Origin of the sequence: Streptomyces sp. NPDC051555 (genome assembly GCF_044454405.1) — a bacterium.
Lineage (GTDB): Bacteria > Actinomycetota > Actinomycetes > Streptomycetales > Streptomycetaceae > Streptomyces.
In genome coordinates this window covers 1-17,968 of the sequence record NZ_JBITDP010000051.1, presented here as the reverse complement: position 1 = coordinate 17,968, position 17,968 = coordinate 1, and the positions used below count along the sequence as shown (strand labels likewise).

Below are 17,968 nucleotides of genomic sequence, written 5' to 3'. Positions count from 1 at the left end.
CCCGACGCTACGAGCCCGAGCCCGCCATCGCAGCCAGATCAGGAAACTCCCAGCTCAGACCGCCTCGAGCCAGTCCCTCTGGAAGAGCTACACCCCTCTCAGATTGCGCTGTATCGGGCTGGGGCGTAGCTGGCCGGGACTCGTCTGCCCTGGAACAGGATTTCCTGCTCGGACCGGTCGAGGTGTGCCGAGAGTGCCCAGACCTCATCGAGGACGAGGACAAGGGGCGTGCGGGGGAACGTGTTCGCCGCCGAAGCCAAGCGCTCGACCGCCCCGGTCCGGTGCGTGGCCGTGCTGGCTTCGGGGATGGGTTCCGGGTTCTCCATGACCAGATTCTCTGGATGATCGCGACGTCTGGCAAGTACCGGCCGCGCCCTGGCTCCTGCCGTCCCGGGTTCCGCCGGGACTGCTCCACGGCCGCTTCCCGCGCTGGCTTCTACGCCGTGGATCAAGATGCTTCGGCTCTGCGGAGGCCCAGGCGGCAACGGCGGACGGGGTCCGGCGTCGGCTTGTCAACGCCCTGGCATCGCCAGGCCGGAGCGAATGAGAGCCGTTTCACGCGCGGTGTGCACTTTGGTGTGCGCAGCTCAAAGGCCACCGGTCCCAGGGTGGGACCTGGCCCCCCTCAGCCCATCACATCGAACGAAGGAAGCGCATGTGCGCCGAGGTCTTCATCCTGTTCTATGTGGCCCATCTCCTCTCCGATTACGCGTTCCAGATGGATCGGCAAAGCGAGCGCAAGGCGTTACCGAGCGCCGCCGGCTGGCGGGCTCTGTTGTCCCATGCGGGGACGCATGTAGTCGTGTCTGCGCTTCTGCTCGGCGCCGGATCGGTCCTCTTGGATCTGCCGCCGGGTCTGCCCGCTGCGATTACTGACTGGGTGGGCTTGTCACATGGTGTTATCGATCGGCGTTGGCCCGTTCAGTGGTGGATGGAGCACACCGGCAGCTCCGGCTTCTTCGAGAAGGGCGGAGCTCCGCTCGTCGATCTTCTCTGCACCATCAAGGCCAGGGAGACTCCATCACACTTCTGCGCTGATCGGCTACGCTCGAAAGATTTCCGATCTGCTCCTTAGTATTTATCATGGCTGAATGCCAGGCAGGTATCAGCCATCGTTCAATAGCCTTCTGCAATTCATCTTCGGCGCGGTCTTGGATACTCCACGTCTCCGAACTGGGGGTCCTACTCCAAGTCGCCTGACTGTCTCCGGGGATCCATGCTTTCGCTCGGACTGCAACGGAGACGACTGTCGCCTCCTCCTCGTTACCCATTGGGAGGTCGGCGAAAGGTCGCAACTCAACCCTAGTCTCCCAATACACTTCCTCGCCGTCTACCTTGTCAGTGCAGAACAGTATCCAGTTATGCCCCTCGTCCCAAAGGTGGGCAGGAGCAGAAGACTCACTGAATTCTTTTGCAGTTAGCTCGGCACTGTGCTCAATGGCGCGCACCGCACTTGCAAACAACGAGACCGCCACCACTTGCTCCTCCCTTGGCGAGCCTGCCGCTGACTGTATCCCCGCATGTTTCGAGAGGGAGCACGTGCATGATGCTGCCGACAGGCGCTCCTGCTGCCCCTACCTGAAACTCTATGCCCCCTCCAGCCCAAACGTCAGGGAATATTCCGGGTGGAGTGATGGAAGGGCCCCAAAGTTCAGGAATTAGACCCGTGTCGATGACCACCACAAGGTCCTTGGGGTCATAAAGCCCCAAGGAATAGGGGGCCGCGCAGGCCGAATATGCTGTCGGGGAAACCCATGCGTCGGGTCGAATTCCATCGCGCCTAATTCGGGCAAGGGAATCGATCCCAGTGTAGTGGCACATTGTGGGATACCTGTTGGCCCAATTCCGGCCTGTGTCTGACGGGTTTCCCCACGCCCTAATTACGGAAGCGGGGGCGCTGAAGATTCGCACGTTTTCGCGATCGCGCAATTCGGAAAAAGAGTCAATTCGCGCCACGATCAAGCCCTTTCGAGCCGCACTGAATCCCGAAGATCGAACTCTCCTTAACACAAGCCTCTCGCCGATGATGGTGAAGTGCAATCCGGAGCAGGTCGGGGATCGTGTCTCCGCGTCCTCATTGCTCGGCTGTGACCCCGCGATGCGGGATGCGGAAGGTTCAAGTGCACCATGGCCCACCGGTGTGAGCGGTGGGCCCGGGCGCGATCGACAACTTGGTGCAGTCAACAGGCCAGACGGCGCACGTCACAGCGCTTTTGCTCGCCTCCTTGGTGGCGGCCGCATGAGCGGCGGTCTGGGCCCGGGCCCCTTGCCCAGCCGGTTCTGCCGCTACTCCCCCGGCTGGACCGAATCTGTTCCCGGCGCTTCGTCGGCCTCAACGGCGGTGAGATGTTCGAACAGGGCCAGAAGCCCGAGCACCGTGACGGTCCCGGCGAGGATGGCCACCCAGCCCACGGTCCAGGACGTGATCCCGAGGTGGAGCACGTACGGCAGGAGCACCAGCATGGCGACGACCATGCTGGACGCGGGCAGCACGGTCTTCATGGCCGCGCTGTCGGACCGGTGTGCGCACCGTCCGCGTCGTCTCCCGTAGCGGGGGCGGGAGTGGCTGCGAGGTTGGACGGGTAGTCCGGCTGGTCATTCCGGCGGGCGGCCATCACTGTGAGCGCGTCAAGGCAGCGGCCAGCCGCCTCGGGGTCGCCTTCCTGCACGGCGCTGGCGTAGCTCTGGTTGAGCGTGTGGGGATCGCGCCACGATTGGACGTACGCGTCGTGGCCTTCGGGGTGCTGCTCGCTTCTCAGTTCGTCCTGCCGGTCTCGGACGAACGGGGAGACACGCACTCCGGTTTGTTGATCCACCGGTCTCCTCCTCAACGCGCCGCGCGCGGGTCCGCGGCTGTCCATTCTCATGTACGCCTGCGTGACTTACGTTCCGGCTGCCAGCTGCCGAGCAGCTCCCGCCATGTGGGTTCGCGGCTCGGGCTTCGTCGCGCAGACTTTGCGACAACAGCATGGCACGGCCCCTGTGTTGCTCTCCCGTGCTGTCCCGGCGGATCCGGCGTCCTCCCGCCGGTCCTGCGTCGCCGGCCTCCTGCGGCTTCGTGAGAGACACGGCGTGGCGGTCATCTGGCTGTGGGTCGTGAAGCCCGGGCCCGTCGGGCGGCCCGGTAGGCGTCCGCCGGATCGTCGCAGGCTCCGGGCGCCGGACGCCATTCGCTCCCGGCTGCGGTGAAGGGGTACCAGCGGCCATCAGGGCCTGGGCGGACCTGGACTCCGGCGGACGTGTCCGTCAGGGTCCCTTCCGCGATGTCGAGCGTTCCGAGGCCGAAGGCCCGGGAGAGCCTGATCGTCTCCCGGGCCCGTTTCAGCGTGAGGGACGGCGTCGGAGTCGGGGCGAGGGCGGTGTGGGCTCCGGCCGGTCCGCCGTGGCGGTAGCCGATCATCATGGTGCGCAGGGTTGCTTCGTCGTGGCCGGTGGCGTGCGCGGCGTCCGCGAGCCGGCTGACGCCGTCGGGGGTGGCCAGGATGCGCACGGTGTCGGCGAGCGGGTCGTGGGGGTGTGTCGCGTGGCCGGCCAGTAGTGCGCGGGCGCGGGCGGCTGCGTCCTTGGTCATCCACTCCAGGTCCGCGGCTGAGGGGCAGGGGGCGGGTGGTTCGTCGAGGGTGGCGGTGATCGGCGTGATGGTGTCGAGAACTGCCTCGGGCGGGGCTTGGTGTGGAGGGCGGTGGGCGTATAGGGAGTAGAGCTGGTCGGCCCGGACTGTTCCGTCGGGGTCCGCTGGGAGGGTGGCGAGGTCGGTGCCGTCCAGGCGGTCGCGCAGGAGCGCGGCGAGTTCGCGGGCGGACATGCCGCGGGCGGTGAGCAGTACGGATGCGGCGCCGGCGAGGCGTTCGGCGACGGCGTGGCCGAGGGCTGCGCTGTGATCGCACACACGGCCGAGGTTGCCTGTGGGGCAGGAGCAGGAGAAGGTGATCTGCTCGGGGGCGGGGACGATGGTCATGCCGCGGGCGTGGGCGGGGTCTGCGATGGCGGCGGGGACCCGGTTGGCGAGGAGGTCGGCGACGGCCTGGGGGATGTCGGCGAGCCGGCCGGCCAGGGTGTGCCACTGGTCTTGGCTGAGTTGGGGCAGGTGCAGGGCGGCTTTGTGGGTGGCCTTCTTGACGGCGACGGAGGCGGTGAGCTGTCCGGGGGCGGCATGGATCTGACCGATGGCGCCGGTGCGGAAGGCGTTGAGGCCCTTGATGTAGGAGGGGGATCCGTTGGTGGCCAGGTGGAAGTTCTGTTTCCACGCGGCGGCGAGGGGTGCCGTGTTGCGGGGGGGTCGGGAGGCCGGTCATCGGTTCCCCTGGAGAGTGATGAGGGCGGCGAGTTCGGTGTCGTCGAGGTTGGCGAGGGCGCTCTCGCCGGAGGTGAGGACGGCTTCGGTTAGGGCGCGCTTGCGGTCCAGGAGGGCGGAGATGTGGTCTTCCACGGTGCCTTCGGTGATCAGGTGGTGGACCTGGACGGTGCGGTGCTGTCCGATGCGGTGGGCGCGGTCGGTGGCCTGGTCTTCGACGGCGGGGTTCCAGGGGCGGTCGTAGTGGATGACGTGTTCGGCCCGGGTGAGGTTGAGGCCGGTGCCGGCCGCCTTCACGGACAGGATGAACAGCGGGGCCGGGTCGGGGTCGTTCTGGAAGGCGTCGACGAGGTCCTGGCGGCGGGGGGCAGGTGTCCCGCCGTGGAGGAAGTAGACGGAGCGGCCGCGGGCACGCAGATGGTGCTCGAGGATCCGGCCCATCTGCACGTAGCTCGTGAAGATCAGGCCTGCTTCGCCCCGCTCGGCCAGGGTGGCGAGGAGGTCGTCGAGGACGGCCAGCTTGCCGGAGCGGCGGACGCGGTCGGCCAAGTCGGTGCCGGCCGGGGGTTCCTTGAGGTAGAGCGCGGGGGTGTTGCAGATCTGGCGCAGGGCCTGGAGGAGTTTGAGGACCAGGCCGCGGCGTTCGATGCCGGTGCTGGTGGCGATCTTGTCCATGGTGTCGCGGACGGTCGCCTCGTACAGGCCGGTCTGTTCGTCGGTGAGGGCGACGATGCGGTGGTGGTGAATCTTGCCGGGGAGTTCGGGTGCGATGCCGGGGTCCGCTTTGCGGCGCCGCATCATGAACGGGCGCACGAGTCGGGCGAGTTGGGCGGCGGCGGGTGAGTCGGGGTCTTTTTCGACGGCGCCGTAGCGGGCGCGGAAGGCGGCCCGGGTGCCGAAGAGGCCGGGGTTGGTCCAGTCGAGGATGGCCCACAGCTCGGTGAGGTTGTTCTCCGCGGGGGTGCCGGTGACGGCAAGGCGGGCGCGGGCGGGCAGGGCGCGCAGTGCCTTGGCGGTGGCCGCGGCCGAATTCTTGATGTGCTGGGCCTCATCCGCGACGACCAGGCCCCATGGGATGGCGGTCAGGGCGGGGGTGTCGCGGCGCGCGGTGCCGTAGGTGGTGATGACGACGGTGCTGTTGCCGAGGGTCTCGGGACCGAGTGCCCGGTCGGTGCCGTGGTAGCGCACGACGGGGGTGCCGGGTGCGAAGCGGGTGATCTCGCGCTGCCAGTTCGTCATCAGGGAGGCTGGGCACACGACCAGCGTCGGTCCGGTGGCGGTGGTCTCGGCGCGGTGGAGGTGCAAGGCGATCGTCGTCAGCGTCTTGCCGAGTCCCATGTCGTCGGCGAGCAGGGCGCCGAAGCCGAGGTCGAGGGTGTGGGCGAGCCAGGTCAGGGCGCGTTGCTGGTAGTGGCGCAGGTCCGCGTTCAGGGTGGCCGGGGTCGGGACGGGCCGGGGATCTTCGGGGGCCTGGCGCAGCTTGTCGACGAGGGTGGCGAGGGTGCCGGCGGGCCGGGCTTCGATGGTTTCGCCGTGGAGGGTGAGGGTGCCGGACAGGGCTGCGGCGAGGGCGTCGAGGGATGGCAGGGGTGCCAGCTCGCGTGTTCTGGCGCGGCGGGCGGTTTCGGGGTCGAGGAGGAGCCAGCGTCCGCGCAGCTGGATCAGTGGCCAGGCGGCCTCGGCCAGGGCGGTCATCTCCTCGTCGGTGAGCGGTTCGCCGTCGAGGTTGACGTGCCAGCGGCAGTCCACGAGGCGTTCCAGGGCGAGGTGGCCGCTGCCGGAGGCTGGGGTGTCGGTGTCGTCGGGGGTGCCGATGACGGCCGTGGTGGTCAGGGCGTCGGTGAGGAAGGCGGGCCAGTGAATGGTGATGCCGAGGTCGGCGAGTGGGGCCGTCGCCTGGAGGTGGAGGTGGGCGAGGTCCTTCGCGGACAGGGTGGTGCTGTTGGGGCGTTCCTGGGCGGCGAGGCCGGTGAGCGGCGGGAAGAGTCGGGCGGCGCGGCGCAGGACGCGGCGCACGCCGGGAAGGTGGGCGGGGGTGAGGCCGGGGTGGGCGGAGGGGCTGTTCCAGACGGTGATCGCCGAGACGCTGTCGTCCATGTCGTCGGCGGTCAGGTGCAGGGTGGCCGGTACGGCCGGGATGCGGCTGGTGGGGTCGGGCTCCTTGATGCGCAGCACCAGGCCGGGGACGGGGTGGGGGTCGGCGGTGTCCTCGATCGCATCCGCCCACCGCCACAGTTCCGGCTGCGGGGGCCTGTCTTGGCTGGCGGGTCCGCTGTAGGGGCCGGCTCCGAGAACGGTGGCGGCGCCGGGGGTACGGAGCATGGTGTCGGCGACGGCGTCGAGGAGGGTCCACACGGACGCCTCCGGGGCCGCGATGCGGACGGGCGTTTTGCCGGCGAGGAGTCCGTGGCCCTCTGGGGCCAGCTGGGCGGCGGCCGTCGTGACCGCCTGGCGCAGCGGTTCGGTGAGCGGGCCGACGCGCCAGCAGTCCTGCCCGTCGGTGGTCAGGGCGGGGTGGACGCGCTGCTGGGCGACGCACTGGAGGGCGAGGCGCAGCGCGGGGCGCCATCCGGTGACGGAGGGGTGTTCGTTGTCGCCGGGGTTGAGCAGGGCGGGCAGGGCGAGAGCGAGGGGGACGGCGATGCCGGTCACGGTGGCGCGGCGCGGGATGGTGGCCCCGGGGCCGGGTAGGACGAGATCGCGGGTGAGGGCCTGGAGCGGCGCGGGCGGTGTCTGGGCTTCGGTGAGCGGGGCTCCGTCGGGCCTGGAGATCATCCACGCGGTGCGGGCGGGGTGGATTGAGGGGAGCAGGGTGAGGGCCGCGCCGTCGGCGAGCGTGCGCTCGAGGACCGCCCGGGCCCGGAACAGTTCGCCGGTGCCAGCTGGGCGGGGCTGTGGGGGTTCCTGGGTGGGCCGGGTGGTCTGCGGCGCGGGTGCCGGCGCGGGTGCCGGGGGGCCCGACTCCTCCGAAGGAGTGGGTGGTGCGGGGGCGCGGTCGGCGGTGAGGGCCTGCTGCAGTGCCTGAAGGAGGAGGTCGGCGGCCAGCGCGCGGGCTCCCTGCTTGGTTGATCCTTCTCCCGTGCCGGTGAGTTGCTGCCCGCGGTGGACGGCGGTGACTGTCGCGGTGAAGTGGGTGGGGGAGGTCGCGGTCACCCGGAAGTCGGGGCGTGTGATGTGGCCGGCCTGGGCGTATTCGTTGAGGACGGAGATGGGGTTGCGTTCCCCTGGGAGTGCCGAGCCGGTGCCCGGGACTGCCGGCTGGGGAGGATCGGCCGGGGTGGGATCCCAGTTCCAGGTCGGCGCGGCGTGATCGGTGAGCGGCTCGGGCAGGCAGGCGAGTGCGGCGACGAGTGTCGCCATCGCCTGCTGGCGGGCGCCCTTGCGGGTGCGGGAGCGCTGGATGTTGCCGGTGACCTCGCGGCCGCCGACGACGAGGGCGGCCTGGGCCACGAAGTATGGTTCGCCTCCGGTGTCCTGGCCTTCGCGGACCGTCGCCGCGGGCAGCCGGAGCAGCTGGGCGTGCATCGAGATGATGCTCGGGGCCAGCGCCAGGCTGGTGGTGACAGCGGCCAGGGCAGCCCGGCGCAGGGCGGCCCAGACCTCGGTGTCGGGCATCTCCAGCAGCAGAAGTCGCAGGTCGCGGACTTCCAGTCGACTGTGCGCGAGGCGGCGCCCGGCTTCGGCGGCGACGGGGCGAGCGGCAGCGGGCGCAGCCTCGCGGGCCTGCTGCAAGGAGCGGTGGAAGGCCTCGGCGCTCATCCCGGCCAGTGACGTACCGGCATCGGTGTGACCGGTGCGGGAGGTCGGGATTCCTGGTGCGGTCGTGCGGATGGCAAGCGTCGCGGGGCTTCCAGCGGGTTGCAGATGGTCGATGGACAAAGAGCACTCCCCCAGGAACCGGATGCCGTCGCTACCAGTGCTCATTGTCGCGTGCGGGCGCGGCAGCCGCTGCCGCCACACGGCACGAAGCGGGTGAGACCGACCATGCCGGACCACCCCTGGTGACACACCCAAACAAATGCGTTGCCTATCTCTGCATTTGCGTGTAACTTCCTGTCATCGACAGGGCGTCCTTCGCCCCTCCTCCCCCGTTCAGACCACTTCGGCACGGCCGTACCCGCTTACGGCCGCACGGAAAGGTGCACTTGCCATGTCCACGGAGCCCAAAAGCTTCCACTTCTCCGCCCCGATCGTTTCGCCGGATGATCCTCACGCCAACACCATCGCCGCCGCGATCGTGGGCATCGAAGACCAGCTCGGCGAGCGTCGGGGATGGGACCGCCCCACCCAGCTGTTCACGCTCCGCCTCCTGCCCGGCGACCTGGTCGAAACCGCGTTGTACCCGCAGCACCTGTGGTGCCCCGGCGGCTTCAACCCGGCAGATGCCCTGGACAAGTTGGCGGCCCCGCTTCCTCCCGTTCCGGATCTCCTTCCGCCCGCTGACGCGGCGCAGGCGACCGTGTGCGCGGTCGGGTTCATGTTCGAGGGCTGGACGCGGGACAGCACCGTCGCCCTGCCCCCGCATCTGGCTCGACGCGCACAGAGGGGCGAACGCGTCAATCACCTGGTGTCCGGCCGCCGGGAGATCCGGATCGTGCACGCCGTCGATCTCAACCAGCGGGTCTTCCACGCCGTACGCACCCGGGGCGAGGCGCAGTCCCGCATGAAGAACGCCGGTCTCCGGAGCACCGCCAAGGAGGGGATCATCCCCGCCGCCGTGGCCCGCATCATGCACGCCATGCGGTGCGGGCACCGCGTCCTGCCCGGCCAGCCCGCCTGATCACCTCTCCGCCCCGGCCGCCGGGCTCCGCGCCCGGCGGCCGTACACCCCGATGAGGAATCCCGTGAACCCCTTGCTCTCTCCCGTGCTGTACCGCTTCACCGCAAGCGGCGCCACCCCCGAAGGCGCCGTCGCCCGGTACACCGCCCAGGAACATGCCCGGCCCCGCAGTCCCTTCGTGCGCCACCCGGATCTCACGCGGGTGAAGCGGGTCACGGTCGTCGTGGAGCGGGCCGCACTCCGTGCTGCCGCTGCCGAACTCGGCGACTTTTACGCCGCCTTCGATGGCCCGGACGGCGGGCCGCTCTGCGAGGACGACGCCGAATGGCTGGCCGACCGCCTCACCGAAGAAGACGACCCGTGCATCAGGAGCGGCGGCACCGGGGCGCTGCTCCTGGACACCCGCGGAGCCGAACGGAGCTGGCTCTTCTTCGGCTGGACCGTCCAGTCGGACTAGCCCCCACCCGGCCCGGTTCCCGCCCGCCCTCCACCAGCCGCATCGCGGACCACCCCCACGTCCGCACTACCGAAGGAATGCCCTCCGATGAACACCCTGACCACCCGCTCCGGCACCCGCATCCGCACCGCTACCCCCGCCGACGCCGACACCGTCATCGAGCTGGCTTCCCTGGTTGATCTCCATCTGCCTTCCGACGAAGTGCCCGCCGCCCTCGCCCCCATGCGGGGCGCACTCACCGCCACTGACGACGGCCCCCTGTCCCACCAGGAGAATCACTTCCTGATCGCCGAGGACCCCGACGGTCTCGCGGTGGGCGTCATCGTGTGCGGACCGCCGAACTGGATCGCCAAGCCTGGCCGCGCCTCCGGCCTGGTTCGGCGTCGGCTCGTGCACCGCATCTCCACGGTCCACGCCTTGGCAGTCCGGCCCGGCCACCGGTGCCGCGGCATCGCAAAGGATCTCCTCCGACAGGCCGAGGAGACCTTCCGGGGTTCCGGATACGCGGCGCTGACGCTGCGCCACGACCGGGACCTGACCGCGTTCTACGAGCGGCTCGGATACACCAGCGTCAATCGTCTGTCCCTCATGCTCCCGATGTTCGGCCTGTTCACGCTCGCCGACCGGCCTTGGAAGCACGCCTTCAAGATCCTTGCCCCCGACGTCTCCGTCACCACCGTCCAGGGACTTCCCACGATCACCGGCCTCCTTCCCGACTGACCCGTTCCGGCCCGTGGCCGCCCTCGCCCCACCCCCTCCCCGCTCGGTGCCGCGCCGACTTCACGTCGTCGCGGCACCGATCGCTCCGCCCATCCCGCCCCAGCCCAAGGACTCCGTATGCCTCCGCCGTCCACGCACCTTGCCGCCCAGCGTCTCGCCGCACAGCTCCCGGCTCTGCCCGCGGACATGAAGGGCAACCACGGCCGCGAACGCGCCCGGTACGCCTTCGTCACCCGCACCCTGACGATCCTGGGCACCCGCGGAACCGTCACCGGCGACCGGGCGGAGGACTGGCGCCGGGTGACTCGGCAGCTCGGAATCCTCTGGCAGATGGGCCGCGGGGAGTTCCGGCTGGCCGTGTACGAGCTGGAGCAGTCCGCCCGCGCGGCCGAGGCCGAGGAGCCGGCGCCCGCAGGGGCCCCGACCGGCACGGGCCCGCACGGGGGTGACCTGATCTTCCCCTGGCAGGCAACGGCCGAGGACTGGATCTCCGTCCCCGGCGGCCCGGCGGGCCCGTTCGAGGAGGCGACGATGGCGATGCCGGACCGCAATGGCATCGCCCGCACCGTTGTGCTCATCGACCAAGGCCACCGCTTCCACCCGGGCGGCCCCCAGCACGTCAACGTGATCCTCGACAGTGGCGTGCCGATCGAGCGGCTGGACGCCGTAACGGAGCGCGCCCGGGCCCGCGAGCAGTGGGCCAAGGATCACCAGGAGTGGCACGCCGGCTGAATCCGCGATCGCTCGCATACCCGTCCAAGGGCGTTCCGTGTTGCTGTCTCAGCGGGCGGCGGCGATCGACACAACGCGACCCCCAGCCTGCGCTGTTGCAAGCTGGGGGCTTCCTCATCATTTGGGGTGCTGCTCTTATCATTTGATCCCCGACGGGCCGCACCTCGAGGAGGCACTTGTACCTGGCGGCGGGGCGGTCAAAGCTCTGCTGGGCCGTGGACTCCGTGGACAAGGCAGCTGCCTTCGAATTCCACCATCCCAGCCCACAGACCGAAGCCCGCAGGGGAGATCACCAGGAGGGGTCGTCCGCATCGTCCCCCTCCGGCGGGGCCTTCCAGGTCAGGGTCTCCAAGGGCGGCGGCAGCTCGGACACCGGACGGGTACCGGACATCGTCCGCATCACGTTGGACGCTTCGTCGCTGAAGATAACCTGGGTGTCCATCGTCATCGTCCCCCTGCGCTTCTGGCGCATCCCGGCGAAGTAGTTGCACTGCCGGCGCCTCGTGTCATGTCCCCGCCGGTGTCCGGTCCGGGCTGAAGAGAGCCTAGCCGGAAGTGCGAGCACAGCCCGCTCACTTTCTTGGGGGTCCGAGCTGACGCGTTTCAGCCGGCCTCTCGGCGCCGCCGGTCTCGGCCGCGGCACCGCCCGCGGGCGGATCAGCGCAGCTCGTCGAGGTAATAGTCGTACCAGGCCTCCAGTTGGTCGGGATTCTGCGGGATGGACTTCACCATCTGCAGGAGCGGTTCGCGGGCGGGGTAGAAACCTTGACAGGCCAAGGCGATGGGGTCGCAGGAGCGGAGGGCTGCGGCGCCTTCGCGATGGCGCTCCTCGAAGGTGTGCAGACCGCTGAGGCTGTCGGCGGCTGCGAGGTAGCAGCTGACGAACGGATCGAGAGCCGCGCGGTGTGCAGCCAGGAAACGGAGGTAGGAAAGGCTGTCGACGGAGGTGGTGTTGGCCTCGTCCCCGGGGTCGGGCGAGGGCAGTTGATTCCAATCGCTGAGGAAGGCGGTGAGGGTTCGCATGGGGTGGGGCGAGTCCTCAACGTCTTCCGGATCCGGTAGGGGCTGCCAGTGTCCGTCGACGGCTCCGTACGTGGAGTCTTCTCGGTGATACGGCTGGGCGATGTAGTTGGCCAAGGTGATGAACCCAAGGTCGCGGTCGGCGTCCGCCGTGACAGCTCGGATCGTGGGGCGGGTCGGGGCCGTGACGGGCAGCAGCAGGTGGTGCTTGCGGTCCGTGCGCTGGAATGGCAAGCAGACGGATGCCTCGATCGCGGCGTGTTCGGCCATTAGGACGGCGACGGCCTGGGAGGGCGCGTCGCCTGACTCCCAGTACACGGTGGCGTCTTCGGCAGGGCGCGCGGCCAGACCGTGGTCTTCCAGCTCAACGATGTAGCCGAGGGTGGACCTGAGGCTCAGAGTCCCGTTTCGGCCCTGTAGTGGGTGGGTGGCACGCCGGGTGCCAAGGAGGCCCTCGCGGGTCCAAGAGAGGCGGTTGTCAGCGCGGGTGGCCGCCGCGAGTGCCCAGCCGAGCAGGCCGATGAGAACGTCCTGGCCGGCCCTGATGAGCCTGTCGGCGTCCGACGGGGTCGGGGTCTGGGCGCCGAAGCGGATGAGGTCGTCTGTGGGGAGGTCGATGACTTCCTCGGCGCCGGGCGGGATGCAGGGGTCGGTGCGGCGGGCGGCTCCTCGCCAGGAGGTACGGCAGCTCCCTGCCCAGCCCCCGGCGTCGTAGATGGCGGCGTGTTCGGGATCGGAGAGAACCCGGGCAGCGACGGCCAGGGCGTGCTCAGCCGCCTCCACGAAGACGGGGTTGAAACGGCGGCTCGTCTGCCTCCCTGCCAGGTGGCACAAGGCAAGCGCGGCACGGTTGTGCGCGGCACGAGGCGGGGCGTTGAACGGCTCGATGGCAATGAGCAGGTCGAGCACGGCAGTGGACGGGTCGGCCGGTCCACGGGCCGGGATCCGGCCCGTGGGCCACAGGGCCAGGGGAAGGCACTGGGTGATCCACAGTGGACGAACGGTGGGGGCTTTCACACATGCCTCGATCAGGTAGGGCGCGCCGAGGTAGCGGGTGGTGAACAGGTGGACGTTGGCGTCGCCGGTGAGCCGATCGACCAAGCGGATGCGTCGCAGGGTGGCGGAAAGGTGGTCGGCGATGGCGGCGAGGTCCGCAGTCTGGGTCTGTGCCCGTTCGGCTTCGGAGGCGAGTACGGGGACCGAGTTCGGAGCCAGACCGTCGTGTTGGGCGGCCCTCGTGTGGAGAGCCGTACGCCAGGTGGTCTCGTCAATGCTGTCCAAGACGATCGTCGTCTCGGCCAGGGTCAGGACGATTCCGTCCTGGCGCGGAGCCCACCGGAGCCCGGCGACGCCCTGGCCGTCAGGTTGGTGGGCGAGCGCGTCGACCCAGCGGGGCAACTGCGAGGGCGTGACTCGGACCACCAGTTCCGTCGGGCGGGGGGTGAGGCTGCGGATGCCGAAGGGGCCTCCAGTCAACGTGGACCGGTGCCGGCCGTAGGCGTGCATGAGCGCGTGGAAGATCCGGGCCTCGCCGCGAGCCTGTCCGGCCGTGGCCGCTGGCAGGACGCGTACGCGGTCCACGAGTTCGTCTAGCTCGGCCTGTGCGGTCTCGCTGCTCTCGCCGGTGGCCATCTGGCGCAGTTCGGCCGGCGTGAGCGCGGCGTCGGCGGCCTGCCAGCTCCACTGCTGGCGCGGCGTGTACGGGGTCAGTGTGAGGTTCACGTGCGGCTCCCGGGTCGGATTCGGTCTCTCACCTGCTACAGGTGCCTGGAAGCCGCACGGTGTGACAGTGGAGGCGCATGATTTTCCGGAAGAGGTGAAACAGCTCGTCAACTCAGGCCTGCTGGGGGCGGCACCGATTGCCCTGGACGCGGTGTTGCCGTCCTCGGGTCATCACCGTGGCGTTGGTTTCCCGTCCGGTGCCGGCGGCGGACGGGCATGCCTGTGCTCTGTGTGCCGTCTCAGTGCGATTCGGCTCGCAGGAGCGGGCCGGGGCGAGAGGCTGCGGTGATCGGCAGGCGCGTGCCCGGCATCCAGATGGGTGGGGGTGCGGGAAGTGGGTGGTCCTCGAACACCTCGGCGATCTGCCGCTCGTTCAGCCGGTGTTCGGAGAACAGTAGGTCGGCCAAGGCGTTCATCGTGCGGGCGGCCCGGGGAGCGGCGAGGATCTGCTCCGCGTCCCGTAGCGCTTGTTCGCGGTCGATGACCAAGCCCTCGGCGATGTGACGGGCTACGTTGGCCGCGTCGCCCAACGTGCAGTACTCCAGCACGCACCGTTGCAGTTGAGGGTGGGTGTAGCCGCGCTCGCGCAGCCAGCGCGCCTGCGCGGGTCCGGCGCCCACGTCGATAACCGTTGCGAGCTGCGCGTCCAGTTTGTCGAACTTGTCGCGGAATCCGCCGCCGACGCGGGTGTCCCGCCCGGGAGCCACTTCCAGGTGTATGGGTATTGCGCCCACGCTCCTGGCGAGGACGGCGTGGGCGGCTTCGTGGACGGCCTGCGACGCCTTCAGAACACCGTCGAGGAGACCCTCGTGGCACCAGACATCGGCGGGCGGTTCGCTCGGCAGGACGCGAGGGGAGAGCGTCTCGAGGAAGGGGCCGTGGATGTCGAAGTGGAACTTTGACGCCGTTGCCGCGTCCAGGCTGGTGAACTCATGGATGTTCACCTGTTCCACCTGCTCAAGGGATTCGTCCACGCTGACAGGCTACGTCCGCGTTCTCTGGCGAAGACGACGATCACTGAATTTCTGGGGGCCGGGCCAGGAACAGCCGGGAGCAGGCAAGGGATTTGCCCGTTCATGTCCGGTCCAGGACCGTCTTGGCCCGGGTGGCGGGCTGGGCGGGGTGGATTGCTGGGCGGCGGGAGCTCTGGGCATGGTGCTTGGGGGTTCCGCGGGATGTGATCAGCCCGGTGATCAGCGCCGTGACAGGCCAGAGCGCGAGCCCGGAGGTCAGTATCGCGAGAGCGGAGAAGTCGGCGTGGCCGGCGGCGAGCAGCAGGGTGACGGTGTGGAGGGCGCCGGCCGTTGAGGCGAGGTCGGCGTGCCGGGTGGGGCGGTGCAGTACGTGCGCGACGGTCTGGCGTACGGCGGTGGAGCAGCCGATGAGGACGGGGCCGCCCAGCATGGCGGTGGCCAGGGCGGCCCACCACATTGCCGAGACGAGGAGTGCGACGGACATGCCGAGGGTGATCAGGAGCATGGTGAATAGGCCGGCGGTGCTGATCTCCAGCTCTTCCGGCTGGGCGTGCTCTGGTGTGTCGAGGAGGTAGAGAGCGCTCAGGAGGAGGCCGGCGAGGACCCCGAGCGTGACCGGCCACGGGTTCGGCATGGGGGTGGCCCAGGCGAGTTCGCCTGCGATCGCGGACCCGGTCACTGCCCCAGCCCACAGCGCGGTGGCGCGGGTACCGGTGCCGTGGGAGCGGGGGGCGGCGGTCGGGGTGTCGGGGACGGTGGGTTCCGGCGCCCTGCGCGTGGGCGTTGTGGTCGGCGCGGCCGCGAAGGCCGCGCGGGCGGAGTGAAGCCGGGAGAGCCGCTCCAGGGCCTCGGCGGCGGTCGGCCGGCCAGCAGGTTCCTTGTGCAGGAGCTCCAGGACCAGCTGCTCGAGCTCGCGGGGGACGTCGCGGCGCAGGGTGGACAGGGCGACGGGGGTGGCGTGGAGGTGCTGGTGCAGAAGATTCCAGCCGGTGCCATCGAAGGGTGCCGAGCCGGTGAGGAGTTCGTGGATCAGGCAGCCCAGCGAGTACAGGTCGCTGGGCGCGGCGAGGTCCTTGTCGCCGCGGGCCTGCTCGGGGGACATATAGGCGGGGGTGCCAATGACGGCGCCGGTGACGGTCAGGGTGTGGTGGCTGGTGAGGTCGGCGAGGCGGGCGATGCCGAAGTCACACAGGACCGCGGCACCGTGGCGGTCGATGAGGATGTTGGACGGCTTGATGTCGCGGTGGACGATGCCGGCCTGGTGCGCGGCGTGCAGGGCTTGGCTGATCTGGGCGGCCCAGGTCAGGGTGTCCGTGAGGCTTTGCGGTCCGGTGATCCGGGCGCTCAGGGGCGGGCCTTCGATCAGGTCCATGGTGAGGAAGAGGGCGCGCCGGCCGTCGAGGTCGGTGGCGCCGTGGTCGTGGACGGCGACGACGTTCGGGTGGGTCAGCCGTGCGGCGACGCCGGCCTCCCGGCGGAAGGCGGCTTCGCGTACGGCGTCGCCCGGCCCCAGGGTGATGATCTTGATGGCGATGTCGTGGCCTTCGTTGAGGTCTGCGGCGCGCCACACCTCCCCCATGCCTCCGCTGCCGAGGATGTCCACCAGCCGGTAGCGGCCGGCCACTGTCGTGCCGCGCATTTCTCCTCCTGCCCTGCGTTCTGGTTCCCCGTCCGGGCTACCGCCCGGCGGTGTCGCGGAGCATACGCAAACGCTGTGGAGGTACCCCGGCCGCGCCTTCCGGCAGCTGGCCTCGCGCGCGGCCACGTGCTGTCTGGGTATCCGCGCGGATCGGGAGCGGGCGCCTGTCAGGTTGGCTTTGGCGGTGACTGGTGACTCCACCCGGAAGCCGAGTTCTGGACTCCACCCCTTACCTACCGCGGTATCAGGCCGTGCCGGCGGGGCGTTACCCGCGAGGCCGGTCCGGTCACCGCCCCCTTTCCACGGCCATGCGTGCGAGGAGCTTGACCACGGGCAGGTCGGCGGCCACCTCATCCACGCTGGGGCCGAGGTCGTTCAGGATCAGGTCCTGCTTCCCGTGGGCCAGCCCGTTGCGGAGGGCGTAGAGGTGTGCGGGGATGTCGATGTTTGCAGTTCGGAGCGCTTCGATCCGTCCGAGTGCCCGTTCTCGGAGGGTGTCGAACACTTCGATCGGATCCTCGGTCTGGTCCAGCGGAAAGCCCGAGTCCATCATCCGCAAGGATCCGAAGTCGTAGTCGCGGAGTTCGTCCAGGTTGGCATCGGTGAACTTCTTCCCGTTGTCCTTGCCAGGCCATTCGAGGACCCGGTAGAGGCCGAGGTACTCGGAGAGGAAGTCCACCTGCCGGATCGCCGTGGTGTAGAGGGACAAAGCTTCTTGCCGGCCTTCGAACCGGTCCTCGAAGCGGGTGAGGGGGTCGCCCTCGGTCACGTACCGCAGGGTGACGCCGTCGGTGTACCGGAGCGTGTGCGCGTGCTCTACGGCAGCTGCGAGGGTGTCGCGGTAGGAGCGGCCGGGGTCTGCCCATGGCCTCAAGGGCCCGATCGCCTCATACGGCGGCGGGGTGTTGCTCCTGTACGGGAGGACGGTGGTGGGGCAGTCGTGATCGAACGCGAGGCAGTCCGCGAAGAACAGGGTCTGTGCCAGGGAGGCGTGTTCGGCATTCGGGTCGTACTGGCCCTCCGCGGACAGGGGGATGGGCATGAACAGGTGCTCGCTGTCGTCGTCGACGATGGCCCACCGGTCGTCTGCCGTGAAGCCCTCCCCGATGTTCAGGCCTGCGGCGCATATACCAAATGTGGCACGTTTCCAGTTGATCACGGCACCGATGGTAGGCCCGGCCCGCCCGCGCGGAGGGCCGCTTCCCGATCCGCCTGCCGAACTCGGTTCTCGTACCCCCCGAGGTGGAGTCCAGAACTCGCCTTCCGGGTGGCGTCCAACAGTCACCATCAAACCCATCAGGTGCGCCGGGAAGCGGCGAGGACCTGGGTTGCACCGTGGCGGATGAGATCCTCGGCGACGGCGGTTCCCACGTCCTTGGGTACGCGTCCGGTCAGGTCGGAGTCGAGTACGACCGAGCCGTCCGGGGTGTAGACGCGGGCGGCTAGGCGGGTCTCGCCTGCCGCGTTGATGGTGGCGTGCCCGGCGATCGGAGCGTGGCAGTGCCCGGCGAGTGCGCGCAGAAGCGTGCGTTCCGCGATGGGTGTAGCTCTCCCGGAGGGAAGATCGCTGTTCAGGCCGTGAGGTCGTAGTCGTGCTGGTCGGGGGTGGGGTAGAGGCGCTCGTGCTCGC

At 69.5% G+C, this 17,968-nt stretch carries 15 protein-coding genes; 5 read left to right on the top strand and 10 right to left on the bottom strand.

Translation table 11 applies throughout. The annotated features are described in order from the left end of the window. Positions 1 to 98: 98 nt before the first annotated feature. Positions 99 to 326, bottom strand: a complete 228-nt coding sequence (locus ACIBEA_RS42695) for a hypothetical protein (protein WP_399269634.1) — start codon at positions 324 to 326, stop codon at positions 99 to 101. Positions 327 to 655: 329 nt separating this feature from the next. On the opposite strand from ACIBEA_RS42695, the gene ACIBEA_RS42690 reads away from it, so the two are divergent. After that, positions 656 to 1,075 (top strand): DUF3307 domain-containing protein, encoded by a 420-nt coding sequence (locus ACIBEA_RS42690; RefSeq protein WP_399269632.1) that lies wholly within the window; start codon positions 656 to 658, stop codon positions 1,073 to 1,075. 1,211 nt (positions 1,076 to 2,286) lie between these two features. Here ACIBEA_RS42690 and ACIBEA_RS42685 read toward each other — a convergent pair. The 3 genes from ACIBEA_RS42685 to ACIBEA_RS42675 all read right to left on the bottom strand — a co-directional run bounded on the left by ACIBEA_RS42685 (position 2,287) and on the right by ACIBEA_RS42675 (position 8,053). Further along, entirely contained in the window at positions 2,287 to 2,502 is a 216-nt protein-coding gene (locus ACIBEA_RS42685; RefSeq protein WP_399269630.1) for a hypothetical protein, read from the bottom strand. A 577-nt stretch (positions 2,503 to 3,079) separates the two neighbouring features. Next, positions 3,080 to 3,958, bottom strand: coding sequence for a hypothetical protein (locus ACIBEA_RS42680; protein ID WP_399269628.1), 879 nt, complete (start codon positions 3,956 to 3,958; stop codon positions 3,080 to 3,082). 333 nt (positions 3,959 to 4,291) lie between these two features. Further along, entirely contained in the window at positions 4,292 to 8,053 is a 3,762-nt protein-coding gene (locus ACIBEA_RS42675; RefSeq protein ID WP_399269626.1) for an SNF2-related protein, read from the bottom strand. A 391-nt stretch (positions 8,054 to 8,444) separates the two neighbouring features. Between ACIBEA_RS42675 and ACIBEA_RS42670 the strand changes: the two genes are divergently transcribed. The 4 genes from ACIBEA_RS42670 to ACIBEA_RS42655 all read left to right on the top strand — a co-directional run bounded on the left by ACIBEA_RS42670 (position 8,445) and on the right by ACIBEA_RS42655 (position 10,983). Then, positions 8,445 to 9,074: a hypothetical protein gene (locus ACIBEA_RS42670; RefSeq protein ID WP_399269624.1), complete on the top strand. Its 630-nt coding sequence runs from the start codon at positions 8,445 to 8,447 to the stop codon at positions 9,072 to 9,074. 64 nt (positions 9,075 to 9,138) lie between these two features. Then, positions 9,139 to 9,531 (top strand): hypothetical protein, encoded by a 393-nt coding sequence (locus ACIBEA_RS42665; protein ID WP_399269622.1) that lies wholly within the window; start codon positions 9,139 to 9,141, stop codon positions 9,529 to 9,531. An 87-nt stretch (positions 9,532 to 9,618) separates the two neighbouring features. Continuing rightward, the gene (locus ACIBEA_RS42660) at positions 9,619 to 10,251 is read left to right on the top strand and encodes a GNAT family N-acetyltransferase (RefSeq protein ID WP_399269620.1); all 633 of its coding nucleotides are present in this window, start codon (positions 9,619 to 9,621) and stop codon (positions 10,249 to 10,251) included. A gap of 117 nt (positions 10,252 to 10,368) precedes the next feature. After that, the gene (locus ACIBEA_RS42655; RefSeq protein ID WP_399269618.1) at positions 10,369 to 10,983 is read left to right on the top strand and encodes a hypothetical protein; all 615 of its coding nucleotides are present in this window, start codon (positions 10,369 to 10,371) and stop codon (positions 10,981 to 10,983) included. Positions 10,984 to 11,272: 289 nt separating this feature from the next. Here ACIBEA_RS42655 and ACIBEA_RS42650 read toward each other — a convergent pair whose 3' ends face one another. The 6 genes from ACIBEA_RS42650 to ACIBEA_RS42625 all read right to left on the bottom strand — a co-directional run bounded on the left by ACIBEA_RS42650 (position 11,273) and on the right by ACIBEA_RS42625 (position 17,877). Then, positions 11,273 to 11,425, bottom strand: a complete 153-nt coding sequence (locus ACIBEA_RS42650; protein WP_399269616.1) for a hypothetical protein — start codon at positions 11,423 to 11,425, stop codon at positions 11,273 to 11,275. Positions 11,426 to 11,640: 215 nt separating this feature from the next. Then, positions 11,641 to 13,725, bottom strand: a complete 2,085-nt coding sequence (locus tag ACIBEA_RS42645) for a hypothetical protein (RefSeq protein ID WP_399269614.1) — start codon at positions 13,723 to 13,725, stop codon at positions 11,641 to 11,643. 239 nt (positions 13,726 to 13,964) lie between these two features. After that, positions 13,965 to 14,699 carry a hypothetical protein gene (locus ACIBEA_RS42640; protein WP_399269612.1) on the bottom strand — a complete coding sequence of 245 codons (735 nt, stop codon included), beginning with the start codon at positions 14,697 to 14,699 and terminating at the stop codon, positions 13,965 to 13,967. A 100-nt stretch (positions 14,700 to 14,799) separates the two neighbouring features. Further along, positions 14,800 to 16,338, bottom strand: coding sequence for a serine/threonine-protein kinase (locus ACIBEA_RS42635; RefSeq protein ID WP_399269610.1), 1,539 nt, complete (start codon positions 16,336 to 16,338; stop codon positions 14,800 to 14,802). 286 nt (positions 16,339 to 16,624) lie between these two features. Continuing rightward, positions 16,625 to 17,497: a methylamine utilization protein MauJ gene (gene mauJ / locus ACIBEA_RS42630; RefSeq protein ID WP_399269608.1), complete on the bottom strand. Its 873-nt coding sequence runs from the start codon at positions 17,495 to 17,497 to the stop codon at positions 16,625 to 16,627. Between the two features lie 137 nt (positions 17,498 to 17,634). Then, a complete protein-coding gene (locus ACIBEA_RS42625) occupies positions 17,635 to 17,877 on the bottom strand; it encodes a hypothetical protein (protein ID WP_399269636.1) in 243 nt (80 codons plus the stop codon). Positions 17,878 to 17,968 lie beyond the last annotated feature (91 nt).

What these genes read in the sequence shown, in the direction of transcription:
- ACIBEA_RS42695 (WP_399269634.1), bottom strand. Translation starts at nt 326, where the DNA reads ATGGAGAACCCGGAACCCATCCCCGAAGCCAGCACGGCCACGCACCGG.
- ACIBEA_RS42690 (WP_399269632.1), top strand. Translation starts at nt 656, where the DNA reads ATGTGCGCCGAGGTCTTCATCCTGTTCTATGTGGCCCATCTCCTCTCC.
- ACIBEA_RS42685 (WP_399269630.1), bottom strand. Translation starts at nt 2,502, where the DNA reads ATGAAGACCGTGCTGCCCGCGTCCAGCATGGTCGTCGCCATGCTGGTG.
- ACIBEA_RS42680 (WP_399269628.1), bottom strand. Translation starts at nt 3,958, where the DNA reads ATGACCATCGTCCCCGCCCCCGAGCAGATCACCTTCTCCTGCTCCTGC.
- ACIBEA_RS42675 (WP_399269626.1), bottom strand. Translation starts at nt 8,053, where the DNA reads ATGAGCGCCGAGGCCTTCCACCGCTCCTTGCAGCAGGCCCGCGAGGCT.
- ACIBEA_RS42670 (WP_399269624.1), top strand. Translation starts at nt 8,445, where the DNA reads ATGTCCACGGAGCCCAAAAGCTTCCACTTCTCCGCCCCGATCGTTTCG.
- ACIBEA_RS42660 (WP_399269620.1), top strand. Translation starts at nt 9,619, where the DNA reads ATGAACACCCTGACCACCCGCTCCGGCACCCGCATCCGCACCGCTACC.
- ACIBEA_RS42655 (WP_399269618.1), top strand. Translation starts at nt 10,369, where the DNA reads ATGCCTCCGCCGTCCACGCACCTTGCCGCCCAGCGTCTCGCCGCACAG.
- ACIBEA_RS42650 (WP_399269616.1), bottom strand. Translation starts at nt 11,425, where the DNA reads ATGGACACCCAGGTTATCTTCAGCGACGAAGCGTCCAACGTGATGCGG.
- ACIBEA_RS42635 (WP_399269610.1), bottom strand. Translation starts at nt 16,338, where the DNA reads ATGCGCGGCACGACAGTGGCCGGCCGCTACCGGCTGGTGGACATCCTC.